Annotated in this window: 16 protein-coding genes; 6 read left to right on the top strand and 10 right to left on the bottom strand. The window is 67.8% G+C overall.

Going from position 1 to position 13,261, the window contains the following annotated elements; genetic code table 11:
• Positions 1–14: 14 nt before the first annotated feature.
• From AC1DCU_RS04215 to AC1DCU_RS04180, 8 genes are all read right to left on the bottom strand, one after another.
• The gene (locus tag AC1DCU_RS04215; RefSeq protein WP_025874422.1) at positions 15–575 is read right to left on the bottom strand and encodes a TetR/AcrR family transcriptional regulator; all 561 of its coding nucleotides are present in this window, start codon (positions 573–575) and stop codon (positions 15–17) included.
• 4 nt (positions 576–579) lie between these two features.
• A complete protein-coding gene (locus tag AC1DCU_RS04210; RefSeq protein WP_080148668.1) occupies positions 580–2,112 on the bottom strand; it encodes an MFS transporter in 1,533 nt (510 codons plus the stop codon).
• A gap of 125 nt (positions 2,113–2,237) precedes the next feature.
• Complete coding sequence (locus AC1DCU_RS04205) at positions 2,238–2,996, bottom strand: hypothetical protein (RefSeq protein WP_442251791.1); 759 nt, start codon at positions 2,994–2,996, stop codon at positions 2,238–2,240.
• 10 nt (positions 2,997–3,006) lie between these two features.
• On the bottom strand, positions 3,007–3,636 hold the full coding sequence (locus AC1DCU_RS04200) for a DUF3299 domain-containing protein (protein ID WP_442251790.1): 630 nt from the start codon (positions 3,634–3,636) through the stop codon (positions 3,007–3,009).
• Entirely contained in the window at positions 3,626–4,141 is a 516-nt protein-coding gene (locus AC1DCU_RS04195) for a DUF3299 domain-containing protein (protein WP_425602701.1), read from the bottom strand. Before AC1DCU_RS04195 ends, AC1DCU_RS04200 begins: the two co-directional genes overlap by 11 nt.
• A gap of 35 nt (positions 4,142–4,176) precedes the next feature.
• Entirely contained in the window at positions 4,177–5,430 is a 1,254-nt protein-coding gene (locus AC1DCU_RS04190; protein WP_478013498.1) for an ABC transporter permease, read from the bottom strand.
• Positions 5,423–6,118: an ATP-binding cassette domain-containing protein gene (locus tag AC1DCU_RS04185; protein ID WP_025874416.1), complete on the bottom strand. Its 696-nt coding sequence runs from the start codon at positions 6,116–6,118 to the stop codon at positions 5,423–5,425. Before AC1DCU_RS04185 ends, AC1DCU_RS04190 begins: the two co-directional genes overlap by 8 nt.
• Positions 6,115–6,648 carry a ZrgA family zinc uptake protein gene (locus tag AC1DCU_RS04180; RefSeq protein WP_025874415.1) on the bottom strand — a complete coding sequence of 178 codons (534 nt, stop codon included), beginning with the start codon at positions 6,646–6,648 and terminating at the stop codon, positions 6,115–6,117. Before AC1DCU_RS04180 ends, AC1DCU_RS04185 begins: the two co-directional genes overlap by 4 nt.
• A gap of 32 nt (positions 6,649–6,680) precedes the next feature.
• Here AC1DCU_RS04180 and AC1DCU_RS04175 point away from each other — a divergent pair, with 32 nt between their 5' ends.
• On the top strand, positions 6,681–7,157 hold the full coding sequence (locus AC1DCU_RS04175; protein WP_105164158.1) for a MerC domain-containing protein: 477 nt from the start codon (positions 6,681–6,683) through the stop codon (positions 7,155–7,157).
• A gap of 53 nt (positions 7,158–7,210) precedes the next feature.
• Here AC1DCU_RS04175 and AC1DCU_RS04170 read toward each other — a convergent pair whose 3' ends face one another.
• Positions 7,211–8,113: a LysR substrate-binding domain-containing protein gene (locus tag AC1DCU_RS04170; RefSeq protein ID WP_032974599.1), complete on the bottom strand. Its 903-nt coding sequence runs from the start codon at positions 8,111–8,113 to the stop codon at positions 7,211–7,213.
• Positions 8,114–8,225: 112 nt separating this feature from the next.
• On the opposite strand from AC1DCU_RS04170, the gene dkgB reads away from it, so the two are divergent.
• Genes dkgB through AC1DCU_RS04145 form a run of 5 tightly spaced genes read left to right on the top strand, consistent with a single transcriptional unit; the run spans position 8,226 to position 12,282 of the window.
• Positions 8,226–9,029, top strand: coding sequence for a 2,5-didehydrogluconate reductase DkgB (gene dkgB / locus AC1DCU_RS04165; protein WP_442251788.1), 804 nt, complete (start codon positions 8,226–8,228; stop codon positions 9,027–9,029).
• 13 nt (positions 9,030–9,042) lie between these two features.
• The gene (locus AC1DCU_RS04160; protein ID WP_442251787.1) at positions 9,043–9,972 is read left to right on the top strand and encodes a TIGR03571 family LLM class oxidoreductase; all 930 of its coding nucleotides are present in this window, start codon (positions 9,043–9,045) and stop codon (positions 9,970–9,972) included.
• 19 nt (positions 9,973–9,991) lie between these two features.
• Positions 9,992–10,930 carry a cyclase family protein gene (locus AC1DCU_RS04155; RefSeq protein WP_312963627.1) on the top strand — a complete coding sequence of 313 codons (939 nt, stop codon included), beginning with the start codon at positions 9,992–9,994 and terminating at the stop codon, positions 10,928–10,930.
• On the top strand, positions 10,927–11,256 hold the full coding sequence (locus AC1DCU_RS04150) for a MoaF-related domain-containing protein (protein WP_248150006.1): 330 nt from the start codon (positions 10,927–10,929) through the stop codon (positions 11,254–11,256). Before AC1DCU_RS04155 ends, AC1DCU_RS04150 begins: the two co-directional genes overlap by 4 nt.
• A 24-nt stretch (positions 11,257–11,280) precedes the next feature.
• A complete protein-coding gene (locus tag AC1DCU_RS04145) occupies positions 11,281–12,282 on the top strand; it encodes an aldo/keto reductase (protein WP_442251786.1) in 1,002 nt (333 codons plus the stop codon).
• Between the two features lie 14 nt (positions 12,283–12,296).
• Here the strand turns inward: AC1DCU_RS04145 and AC1DCU_RS04140 are convergent, their stop codons facing one another.
• A complete protein-coding gene (locus tag AC1DCU_RS04140) occupies positions 12,297–13,190 on the bottom strand; it encodes a LysR family transcriptional regulator (RefSeq protein WP_312963620.1) in 894 nt (297 codons plus the stop codon).
• Between the last annotated feature and the right edge of the window lie 71 nt (positions 13,191–13,261).

Below are 13,261 nucleotides of genomic sequence, written 5' to 3'. Positions count from 1 at the left end.
GGATGGACTGGCTGCTACGCCTTGCGGGACCGTTCGGGAGAGAGCAGCCCGCCGATCCGTTCGGTCACCTGCGCGCGCACGTTCTCGTCCAGCTGGCCTTCGTACATGGCCTCGTAGATCCACAGGCCATCGGCGGCCAGCCGCGCCACGAAATTATCCAGCGCCGCCGGATCGTCGCTGCCGGCGGCCGGTGGCGAAGGCGCCCAGCGCTGCACCACCGGTGCCCACGGCCGCTCGCTGGGGAATTCGGGGTCCACCGAGTCCAGCATGAACATCAGCTCGGCCCGGGTGGCACTCTGCGCCGACACACGCACGAAGGTCTGGTAGCGCTCCAGCGCAGTGGCCTCGCCGGCCGACTTGCCCAGCAGCGCCTCCATCGATGCTTCCCAGCTCTGCACCAGGTGCTCGTCGATGCCGCGCAGCAACGCTTCGCGCGAAGGAAAGTGGTACAGCAGGCCGCCACGGGTCAACTGCGCCTCGGCCGCCACCGATTCAAAGGTGACCGCACGCACCCCGTCGCGGTTGATCACGCTGACGGCGGCGTCGAGGATGCGCTCGCGCTTGCTGGTTCTCATGCCGTTATTTTACGCGATCGGCGGCGCCGTCGCGGCCACCGGCGCGTCCACGCAGCAGGCGCGCGATGATCACCGCGCCGGCCGCCAGCACCGCACTGATCACCAGCAGCACGATCTGGTAACCGCGATCGTAGGCCGCGGTGGCCAGCGCGAACCACTCGCCCTGCCCCACCTCACGCGCCACGTGCAGCGCCTGGGTGAAGCCCTCGCGCGCGGCGGCGGGAATACCCGCCGACTCCGGCAGGAAAGCGCCGTACATCGCAGCGCTCAGGCTGCCCAGCAGTGCGACGGCCAGCAGACCGCCGAACTCGTAGGACACTTCCTCCACCGACGAGGCCATGCCCGCACGATGCGGCGGCACGTTGTTGAGGATGGCGGTGGACGCCACCGAGATGGCAGCACCCATGCCGAAGCCGGTGATCGCCATGCCGGCCACCACCCAGCCCAGCCCATGCGGGAAGCCCAGCGCCACCACGCCCACACCTACCGCACCGGCCGCAAGACCGCCGCAGATCAGCGGACGCAGGCCGACGCGATGCAGCACGCTGCCGCCCAGCAACGCGCTGGGCAGGCTGCCCAGCGCCGCCACCGATACCAGCAGGCCCGCCTGCAACGGGCTGAGGCCGGCCACCAGCTGGAAACGCTGGGTGGTGAGCAGCTGCAGCCCGGCCATCGCAAACAGGGTGAACACCGCCGACAGGGTGCCGGCAAGGAAGGCCGGATTGCGGAAGATGGCGAAATCCAGCAGCGGATAAGGCAGCTGCTGCTGGCGGCGGCTGAAGGCGATGCCGGAGATGATCGCCAGCAGCAGCGAGACCGCGCCCACGCTGTACGAGGGCGGCGTGGCGATCAGCGACTTGATCGCCAGTACCAGGCCCGACAGCGCGGCCAATGCCAGCAGCGAGGACAGCAGGTCCCATGGGCGGGTGCTGTCGCGCTGCCCTTCCGGCGCCAGCAGCAGGGTCGCGATGAAAGCGACCACTACCACCGGCACATTGATGAGGAACACCGAGCCCCACCAGAAGTGCTGCAGCAGCAAGCCACCGATGATCGGCCCCAGCGCCGCACCGACGATGGCCACCGAACCCCAGATCGCGATGGCGATGTTGCGCTCGCGTTCTTCATGGAAGCTGAGCCCGATCAAGGCCAGCGTGGCCGGCATCATCGCCGCCGCACCCACGGCGAGGAAGGCACGCGCGGCGATCAGCTGCCCTGCGGTTGCAGAGAACGCCGCTGCCAACGAGGCGATGCCGAACACCACCAGCCCGACCAGGAACATCCGGCGGTGGCCGATGCGGTCACCCAGGGTGCCAGCGCCCAGCAGCAGACCGGCCATCACCAGCGGGTAGGCGTTGATGATCCACAGCGCCTGCCCGGCACTGGCCGACAGCTCCTCGGTCAGGGTCGGCAGCGCGGTATACAGCACCGAGTTGTCCAGCGTGACCAGCAGCAGGCCGGCGGCAACGGTGAACAGCAGCGACCAGCGTCGGGCGCGCGACAGGGACGGAGCACCGTCCAAGGGCTGGGAGAGAGCCATGGGAACCTGGATGGGGAAGGAGTACATCCATAACTATACAGGACATCCTGTATAGTTATGGGGCTACCAGTCAGATCCATTCAGCTGCCGGGAGGTGCAATGCTCCCTGCCTCATGACCCGGGGCCTACCTGCACTCCGCAGGCAAGGCAGCGACCGCCTGCACGATCGGATCCTGCATGGCGCGTCCCACTGCGGCATCCAGCTCTCCCCGCAGATGGCCGTGCTGCCGTTGCATCTGGTCTTCGCACAGCACACGCACCCGCGCGCGGGCGTTGCTGCGCAGCGTGCTGCAGCGCCAATCGCCCCCTCCCAGCGGCAGCACCGAATAGACCACGCTGTTGCAGGCGTTGCCGGCGCGTTCCGCCAGCGGACGCGCGCCGAAGTCACGCGGCACACTGCTGCGCTGCGGATCGAAGTAGCTGTCCGGGAAGGTGCGCGCGTACTGTTCGATGTCCACCTCGATAGTGCCGCCTTCGCCTGCCGGCACGCGCAGTGGCTGACCGCAGCCGGTGGCGTCGGCGCGGTGTTGGATGTACTGGTAGATCGGTCGGTCCAGGCTCGCATCCTGCGCGGTCACGGCGCTGACCGCCGCCAGCACCGGCAGCGACGCACGGTTGGCCATGCGCGCCAGCACTCCCGCCTGCGCTGGTTCGCAGCGGTCGCGCAGCGTCGCCACCAGCAGGAACAGCAGGTCATCACGAAAGGCCTTGTCGGCCGCCAGGTGATGTTCGATGCGTGCCTGCGCTTCCGCCACTGGTGCGGGAAATGCAACGGCCGGTGGCGAGGGCGCGTGCGTTGCGTTCCACAGCAGCGCCACCCCGGTGCCTGCCAGCAGCAACACCACGATCAGCAGCGCGACGGTGCGTGCGCGGCGCCTCGTCATCGGGTGCTCGTCATCGGCTGATCGCGGAAAGCGTCGCTGCGGCAGCGTCATAGGACGCGCTGGCGATATCCGCCTCGAAGTGCTTCACCTGCAGGCGCCCTGACAGCCGGTAGGGATCCCACAGCGCGCCCATCGTGATGGGGGTGGCCAGGGTCACATGGATGATCTGGTTCGGCGGTGGCGGCGGCACGTGGATGCACGCGCCATAGAACGGCACGAACAGCAGTTCGTCCACCTGCCCGGCGTCGTTCATCGCCAGCGGCACCACATAGCCATCCAGGTCCAGCGCACGTCCGTCCACGCCATCGACCACCGCCGACGAGCCGAACTGCTGCGCGCGTAGCGGGCTGGAGTGATCGATGGCCTGCCCAGGCAGCGAGCCCGAACCCGTATCGTCGATCAAGCCCCCCACCCCGTCCATGCCATTGCCACGTGACAGCCCGATCTGCGGCGGTGGACGCTGGAAGCTGTCCTCCTCGGGCATCAGCGCGTCCCAGCGGTCGATCACTGCAGACGCCGCCACCGGCGACGCAGCAGCATTGTTGGCCTGTGGCGGTAAGGCGTCCACGACGGGCCGGCCACAACTGGCCAGCAGTACAGCGGCAAGAGCACCGGCAAGCAGCTTCGCGCTACGGTTCATAAGGCCTCAGTTCGGCGTCGGCCATGCTGTAGGCCGAGCCGGCAAGATCATCGTCCACCCGCTCGGCGCGCAGCACGCCTGCCAGGAAGAACGGCGAGTACATGTCGGGCATGGCGATCGGCCGCGGCAGCACCACATGCACGATCTGGTTCGGTGGCGGCGGTGGTACGTGGATGCACGCGCCGTAGTACGGCACGAACAGGAATTCGACCAGTCGGCCATCTGCCGCGTTGGCCAAAGGCACCACGTAGCCCGGCAACCGCACTGCGCGATCCAGTACCGCGTCCACCGTACGGAACGTACCGAACTGGGCCATGCGCCGGTTGCCGTTGTGCTGCACCTCCGGCCCCTCACCGCGCTCGAGTGCTGCCAGTTCGTCGCTGGGCAGCATCTGCAGCCAGTCCAGTTCCTGCTCGCTTTGCGTGCCAGCATTGCTCTGTACCGGCGACGGCGGCAGTGCCTGCACACCGGTATCGGTCGGCCGCGTGCAGGCGGCCAGCAGCATTGCCGCAACCAGCAGCAACCAGCGCACGCCCGCGCTCACGACGCAGGCGCCAGGCCATCGGCCAGGGTGCGCCGGTAGGCCAGCAGCGCAGGCAGCAGGCCGGCAACCGCGCTGATCAGCAGCACGCCGCCCACCCAGGCCAGTTCGCGCGCGTCCGGCCAGACGTGGGTGATCGACAGACCGAAATTGGCCAGCGCCCAGCTGCGCCCGGCCGCGCTGGCACAGGTCAGCACCGCCAGCGCCAACGCGCAGGCCATTGCTGCAGTGGCCACGGCCTCAACGACCAGCAGGCAGGCCACATAGGCCGGACGCGCACCGGTGGCGCGCAGCACCGCCATCTCACGGCGGCGTTCCTGCAGCGTCGATACCAGCAGCGCCATCAGTGACACCATGCCCAGCAGCACCACCATCGCACTGATCAGCTGCAGCGCGCGCTCGGCAGTGCCCAGCGACTGCCACAGCTGCTGCAACGTCACGCCGGGCAGGATCGCCTGCAGTGCTTCGTCCGGATACTCGTTGATGCTGCGCTGCACGCCGAAGGTGGCGATGCGCGAGTTCAGCCCGAGCATGAAGGCGGTGATGCTGGTCGGGGTCAGGTCAAGCTGCCGTGCCTGTTCTGCGCTGACATGCTGGCTGCGCAACTGCACGCCGGAGCGCCAATCGACATGGATCGCTTCGATCGCCGGCAATGACACCAGCACGGACGAATCCACCGGCGTGCCGGTACGCTGCAGGATGCCGACCACGCGGAACGGCTTGTCGGCATGCGTGGCCAGCGTTACCGCACCGGTGCCATGGGCCAGCACGATCTCAGTGCCCAGGCCGATGTGCGCGGCCTGCGCGACTTCAGCGCCGACCACCGCGTCATACAGGTCGTCGAACGGCTGGCCCTGCGCGAATGCCAGCGCATGCCCTGCGCCATGCCGGTAATGTTCGAAATAGCCGGCGGTGGTGCCGATCACCCGATAGCCACGCCAGGAATCGCCCAGCGACAGCGGCACCGCCCATATCACCTGCGGCAGCGTGGACAGTTCCTGGTAGGACTGCCAGGACACGTTGTTGGTCGGGTCGCCGATGTGGAAGACCGAGTACAGCAGCAGGTTCACCGGCCCCGAGCGTGCGCCCACGATCAGGTCCGTACCCGAGACGGTGCTGGCAAAGCCTTCGTGGGCCTGCGTGCGGATACGTTCCACGCCCAGCAGCAGGACCACGCTCAGGGTGATGACCAGCACGGTCAGGCTCACGCTCAAGGCGCGGCTGCGCAGGCTGGCCCAGGCCAACTCAAACATGTGCACCCCCTGCCCGGTTCAGATCACCCAGCGACAACACCTGGTCGAACAACGGCTGCAGGCGGTCATCGTGGCTGACCACCAGCGCGGTGGTGCCAGCGGCGCGGCACTGCGCGGACATCAGCTGCACGAACGCCGTGGCCGCTTCGGGATCCAGCGCCGAGGTCGGTTCGTCGGCCAGCAGTACCGCCGGGCGACCGATCAGGGCACGGGCAGCGGCAACGCGCTGCTGCTGGCCGACGCTGAGCGTGCCTGCCGCGCGCGGCATCAGTGCCGGATCGAGCTGCAGCGCACGCAGCAGACGCGCGATTTCCGCGTCCAGCCCACCTTCAATGCGCGCGTTGCGCAATGGCGAAAAGCGCACGCCCAGGGCGATGTTGTTGCGCACGCTCAGGAACGGCAGCAGGTTGAACTGCTGGAAGATCACGCCCAGCTGGTCGGCACGGAAACGATCGCGCGCGGCGGCACCGAGCGTGTTCACCCGATGGCCGGCAACCCGGATGCTGCCGCTCGCCGGCAGCAGAATGCCCGCCAGCAGGCCCAGCAGCGTGCTCTTGCCCGAGCCGCTGGTCCCGCGCAGCAGCACGCTGCTGCCTGCGCGCACCTGCAGCTGTGCGATGTCCAGCACTGCACGGCCTGAGTAGCCGAACTGCACGCCCTGCAGGTCGATGATGGCATCGTCATTCATGGCGCCAGCGGCACCCGCAGGCTGTCAGCAGTAACCACGCTTCGGCCTTGCCCGGTCGATGTTGCGGTGTTGACGATCACCTCGTGCAGCCCCGGAAACAGCGTAGGCAGCGGCAATGCCAGCCCGCGCAGTGCTGCCGGGTTGGCGCAGTGGTAGCGCAGTGCGGCGGTGAATCCAGCGTGCGTGTGCTGGCCTGGCTGTGCTGCCACAGCCACTGGCGCAAAGCCCTCCGCCGTCGCCTCGGCATGGTCCAACCGGCACTGCGCAGCGGTCGGCAACGTGACCCAGCTGCCGCTCTGCAGGATCGATCGCGCCCGCGCCAATGCGGCCTGTTCGCGGCTGTCGGCCGGCGGTCGCTCGAAATCGAGGATGCCGATGCCGGGCGCACGCAGTGCCAGTTCCAGCGTTCCTTGGTCCACGGCCAGATCGACATCGGCCTGGCCATGGACATGAGCACCGTGATGGCGCACGTCGTGGGCGTTCGCAGAATGGGCAGCAAGCAGCAGCAGAAGGGCGGCAGAACGTTTCATCGGGCGGCTCCATATTGTTACTATGTAACATTATGGACCACATCCCGATCTCGCCCGCAAGGGCCCGCACCCAACCGCCAGCTTCGGCACGCTGGCATCCCCGTTTCGATCTGGCAGGCGCATGGCTGTCGCTGGCCTGTGCCGCGCATTGCGTGGCCCTGCCCCTGCTGCTGGCCTTCACGCCGGCGGCGATGATGGCGCTGCGCTCGTTCCAGCACCCTGGCCATGGCGCGATGACCGCACTGCTGGTGATGTCGCGCTGGGAATGGCTGTTCGCGCTGCTGGCCTCGTCGATCGCCCTGCTCAGCACCGCCGCCGGCCAGCGCCGCCATCGACGCGCCCTGCCGCTGTGCGTGGCCCTGGCAGGCGCGATCCTGTTGCTGTCCGCCTCGCTGTACCTGCCGTTGAAGGAATCGCTGCTCTGGCACGGCGCTGCCACCGCCTGTGGTGGGGTGATGCTGGCCACCGCACATCTGCGCAACCGGCGGGCCCTGCGGCCCGCCGGCTGATGCCCGCTCACAAGCGGCGGCCTAGCGCGGGCTGTCCGCCGGCCACCAGGACGCTATTCGTCGAACGGGCGTTGACCCAGCGTCTGCGTCACGTGGTCGACGAAACAGGTGATGCGCGCGGCCAGCGCGGTGTTGCGGTAGTACACCGCGTTGATCGGCTGGCGGACCTCCTGGGTCTGCTTGGCGAACAGCTGTACCAGGCGCCCTTCGCGCCGGTCCTGGCGGGTCAGGAAATCGGACAGGCAGGCGATGCCCAGCCCGTTCACCGCCATCTGCCGCAGCGTTTCTCCGCTGGAAGATGCAATGGCCGGCTGGATCACCAATGGACCGCCATCGGCGTCGGGCAGCGGCCACTCGTTGAGTGAACCCGGATGGGTGAAACCCAGCAGCGCGTGCGCGCGCAGCTGCGCAATGCGGGTGGGCGTACCGTACTGCCGCAGGTACTCCGGGCTGGCGACCACGCGGATGCGGCTGTGGCCGATCGGCCGCGCATGCAGGGTGGAATCGCGCAGCACGCCGATGCGGAACGCCACGTCGGTGCGCTTCTCGATCAGGTCGGTGATGCCCTCGTTGGAGTTCAGCTCCAACTGCACCTGTGGATAGCGCTCGCGGAAGCCGGCCAGCAGCGGCACGATCACGTGCAGCATGAACGGCGTGGCTGCATCCACCCGCAACCGCCCTACCGGTTGCTGCCGGCGCGCCGCCATCTGTTCCTCGGCTTCGTCCACCGTGGCCAGGATCGTACGCGCGTATTCCAGGAACGCCGCGCCCTCTTCGGTCAGCTCCAGCCGTCGCGTGGTCCGCCGCAGCAGCGTGGTCTGCAGCTTGTCCTCCAAGCGCGCCAGGGTGCGGCTGGTGGCCGAGATGGTCAGTCCCAGCACCTCGGCGGCGGCTGTGATCGAGCCGCTGTCGACCACGGCGACAAACGCCTTCAGCTCATCCAGGGTGGTTTTCATTCTTTACCTCGGCGCAAAAGCATTTCCCGTATACACGGCTTAATCTGCAAATGTAAAGCGACCAGACTGGCCCCCATCGGAGCACGCCGCTCCCTACCCAGCTGGAGTTCCCATGACCCTTCCTTCCTTTGGCGTCGGCACGTTCCGCCTTACCGGCCAGACCGTCATCGACTCAGTGCGCAACGCCCTCGAGCTCGGCTATCGCGCCATCGACACCGCGCAGATCTACGGCAATGAAGCCGAGGTCGGCCAGGCCATCGCCGAATCCGGTGTACCGCGCGACGAACTGTTCATCACCACCAAGATCTGGGTCGACAACCATGCCGCCGACAGACTGCTGCCGAGCCTGCGCGAGAGCCTGGCCAAGCTGCGCACCGACCATGTCGACCTGCTGCTGATCCACTGGCCGGCACCGGGCAGCGCGGTCGCGCTGCGCGAGTACATGACCGCACTGGCCGAAGCAAAGACGCTGGGCCTGACCCGGCAGATCGGCGTATCCAACTTCAACATCGAACTGACCCGCCAGGTCATCGCCGTAGTTGGCCAGGGCCAGATCGCCACCAACCAGATCGAGCTCAGCCCCTATCTGCAGAACCCGGCATTGACCGCTTTCCTGCAGGAACAGGGCATCGCGGTGACCTCCTACATGACCCTGGCCTACGGCAAGGTACTGAAGGACCCGGTGCTGGCCGCCATCGCCGACAAGCACCAGGCCACGGTGGCGCAGGTCGCACTGGCCTGGGCGCTGCAGCTGGGTTACGCCGTCATTCCTTCCTCGACCAAGCGCGAAAACCTGGCCAGCAACCTGCTTGCCCGCGAGCTGCAGCTGGATGCCGAAGACATGGCTGCGATCGCCGCACTTGAACGCAACGGCCGCGAAGTCGACCCGCCGGGCCTGGCGCCTGCCTGGGACTGAGGAGCACGCGCTGATGGCTACTGCGTTGACACGACTGCAGGCGGGCGGCTTCAGCATTGGCATTGAAGCGCCGCTGGACAACGACTGGACGCCGCTGGGCGAACAGGCACGACGCATTGCGCGCCGCCTGCCGGGCGAACCGGACCTGCAGCAGCACGCCGACCTTGCCAGGCTGGCCGACCGCCTCGGCTTCCGTGCGCTGTGGGTGCGCGACGTGCCGGTGTACGACCCGGCATTCGGCGATGCCGCGCAGGTGTTCGAAGTGTTCACCTATCTCGGCTACCTGGCCGGCATCACCGAAGAGATCCTGTTGGGGACCGGCGCGGTGGTGCTGCCGATCCGCGAACCTCTGCTGACGTTGAAGTCGGCACGCAGCGTACAGCAGCTCAGTGGCGATCGCCTGCTGCTGGGCGTTGCCAGCGGCGACCGGCCGGTGGAGTACCCGCTGTTCGGCCGCGACTTCGACACCCGTGGCACGCGCTTCCGCGAGCAGATCGGGCTGCTGCGCGAAGGCACCGCTGCACGGCTGCCGCAGGGGTTGGAAGTACTGCCTGCCGATGGTCGGGCGCTGCCGCTGCTGGTGGCCGGCCTGGCGCAGCAGCAGCCGGCCTGGATCGGCGCACATATGGACGGCTGCCTGGCTTACCCCGGCACGCCCCAGGAACATGCCCACCGCGTGGCGGCGTGGCGCGCGGTAGCCGGCAACAAACCCTATGCAAGCTTCATCCACCTGGATCTGCTGGAACGGGCCGACGCACCGCTGCAGCGTTGGCGCTTCGGCCTGCGCGGCGGCCGCAATGCGCTGCTGGCCGAACTGCAGGCGATGCAGGCCGCCGGCGTCGATCACATCGGCCTGCACTTCCGCCGCAACGAACGGCCTTTGGCCGACACCTTCCACGAAATCGCCGAGTACGTGCTGCCGCAGTTCGCGGCGCATGCGTGACCGGCACTGGAGCCCCGCAATGAACATCACCTCCCTGGCCCTGCTTGCACTGGCCTCGCTCCCGCTGCCCTCCGCCGCTCTCGCTGCGGACTGGTATCCCTCGGCATACGGCGCCAACGATGAGATCGGCGCGGCCAACCTGCTCACCGCCGATGTGGTCAAGCAGGCGGTGTCGCTGGTGAAGACCGGCAAGACGTATCCGCTGGCGGTACCGGTGGACAAGAACCTGCCCGCCTTTCGCCATCGCAGCTTCCGCCTGTACAACGTGCAGGTCGGGCAACAGGCCGGCAAGTCATTGGGCCCGAACAGATTCACCTTCAACGATGAACTGGTGAACGCCTGGACCGGTGTCGGCACCCAGCTCAACGGCATTGGTCACATCGGCATCGACAACGTCTACTACAACGGCAACAAGGCCGCCGACTTCGTCAGCGTCGATGGCGTGCGCAGGCTGGGCGTGGAGAAGGTGCCGCCGCTGGTCACACGCGGCGTGGTGCTGGACATGACCGCGTACTACGGCAAGGCCATCGTGCCCGGCGGCACCGAGTTCAGCGTCGCCGACATCCAGGCCGTGCTGAAGCAGCAGCACCTGACCCTGCGCAAGGGCGATGTGGTGCTGTTCAACACCGGCTGGCTGGAGCTGATCGGCAAGGACAACGCGCAGTTCCTGGAGGTCGAGCCGGGCATCGGCATGGACGCGGCGAAGTGGCTGGCCGACCAGGGCATCGTCGCCTTCGGCGGTGACACCTGGGCCTCGGAGGTCTACCCCAATCCGCACGGCGCCGACGAGTTCCCGGTGAACCAGTACATGCTGGCCAAGCGCGGCATCTACAACCTGGAACTGATCGACAGCCGCGCGCTGGTGCGCGACAAGGCGTGGGAATTCCTGTTCGTGCTCGGCCAGCCGCTGTACGTCGGCTCCACCCAGGTCAACATCAACCCGGTGGCGATCCGATGAGCGACGCCCCGCCGATGTTTGCCGGTCGCCGGTTCCGGGTCAGCTATGACGGCCTGGCCGCCGACAACCGCTACAGCGCTGATGGCCATCGCGTGCACTACGCCATCGTCTCCGGTATCTATGCCGGTGCCCACGGCGAAGCCAGCTGCGAGTGGCGGCAGGTTGCCGAGGGCATCTATGCCATTTCCTGGCAGGAAGCCGACGGTGCCACCGTGGTGCACGTCGATGACTTCCTGCACGGCCATTCGCTGGCGTGGTTCACCGCCACCGACGGCCGCTTCCACCGCATGCAGGGCACGCTGCAGGCGCTGCCCCCGCACGACTGAATGTCCCTTCCCCACGAGATTCCCATGCGACTTTCCATTCCCTCGCCCATCGGCTTCGGCACCGCACCGTTGGGCAACATGTACCGCAACATTCCCCAGCAGGAGGCGCTGGATACCGTCGAGGCAGCCTGGCAGCAGGGCATCCGCTACTTCGACGCCGCACCGATGTACGGCGCTGGCCTGGCCGAACTGCGCCTGGGCGAGGCCCTGCAGCATCACGACCGTGATGCCTATGTACTGAGCAGCAAGGTCGGCCGCCGTGTGCTGGACGAGGTGGAAGACACCACCCGGCGTGACCTTGGTGAGAAAGGTGGCCTGTTCGAGCATGGCCTGCCCAACCGCATCGTCTACGACTACAGCGCTGACGGCACCCTGCGCGCGATCGAGGAGAGCCTGCAGCGCCTGCGTACCGATCGCCTGGACATCGTCTGGATCCATGATCCGGCGCGTGACTTCCATGGCGATGCCTGGAAGGAGGTCTTCCAGCAGGCGATGGACGGCGCCGCCGTGGCGCTCACCCGCCTGCGTGAGGAAGGTGTCATCAGGGCCTGGGGCCTGGGCGTCAACCGCGTGCAGCCCTGCGAGATGGCGCTGCAGCAGGCCGACCCGGATGGCTTCCTGATTGCCGGGCGCTACACCCTGCTCGACCACGAAGAGGCCCTGCAGCGGTTGATGCCGGACAGCGTTGCACGTGGCGTCGGCATCGTGGTCGGCGGGCCGTACAACTCCGGCATCCTTGCCGGCGGCGCGCATTACGAATACCAGACCGCCACGCCAGAGGTGCTGGCCCGCGTGCAGGCATTGCGCGACGTTGCGGCAGAACACCAGGTGGACCTGCGCGCCGCCGCGCTGCAGTTCTCGCTGGCGCACCCGGCAGTGGCAGCGGCGATTCCCGGTGCAAGCCGTCCCGAGCGCATCGCCGAGAACCTGGCGTTGGCCGGGGCGACGATTCCCACCGCGTTCTGGCAGGCATTGCGCGACCGCCAGCTGGTGTCATCGCACGCGCCGCTGCCCGGCCTGGGTTGACCGATAGGTCGGCGTCAGCCTGCGTGCTCGAACACAGCCGCCACCCAGTCGATGAACACCCGCAGCCGCGGCGATGGCGTACGGTTGCGCGGATAGACCAGGCTGACCGGGCTCGGTGTGGGTGGCATCCCGGGCAACAGCTCCAGCAACTGCCCGCGCGCGATGTAAGGGTCCATCCGGTAGCGCGGTGCCTGGATGATGCCCAACCCGGCCAACGCGGCACCGAGGAAGGCGTCGGCACCGGACACCCGCACGCGTGCCGGCAGCGGCACGTGGCGAACCTGCCCGCCCTGCTGGAACTCCAGCGGAATGAGCTGGCCGGTGGCGCTGGAACGGTAGCCGACCATCTGGTGTCCCGCCGCCAGCGACGCGATGTTTTCCGGCCGCCCGTGTGACTTCACGTAGGCGGGCGACGCCACCGTGACCTCGCGCAGCAACGCCAGGCGCCGTGCGGCCAGATCGCTGTCGGCCAGGGTGCCCACGCGGATGGCCCCATCCACCCCCTCGCGCAGCAGGTCGACATAGCGGTCGCCCTCGCTGACCTCCAGTTCGATGTCCGGGTACCGCTGCAGGAAATCCGGCAGATGCGGAAACAACAGGTGGCGCCCCAGCGTACCGTGCACCTCGATGCGCAGCGGCCCGCGTGGCGGCACGTCACGGAACGCGGCTTCGGCATCGTCCATGTCCGCGATCAGGCGCAGACAGCGGCCGTAGAAGGCCTCGCCTTCCAGCGTCGGCACCACCACGCGCGTAGTCCGATGCAGCAGGCGCACGCCCAGACGCTGCTCCAGTGCTTTGATCGCGTCGGTCACCGTGGCCCGCGGCAGCCCCAGGTCTTCGGCGGCACGGCTGAAGCTGCGGCGTTCGACGATCCGCACGAACGCACGCAGGGCGGTGAATCTGTCCATTGTTCGGGCGGCCGGATGATGTTTCCGGATTATCCATGATTATCCGCGACGGCGGAGAGACCAAGATGGCC

Source organism: Stenotrophomonas sp. 10L48, assembly GCF_056395105.1.
Note: the sequence above shows the minus strand (reverse complement) of the source record. Positions and strands in the feature narration are given on the sequence as shown.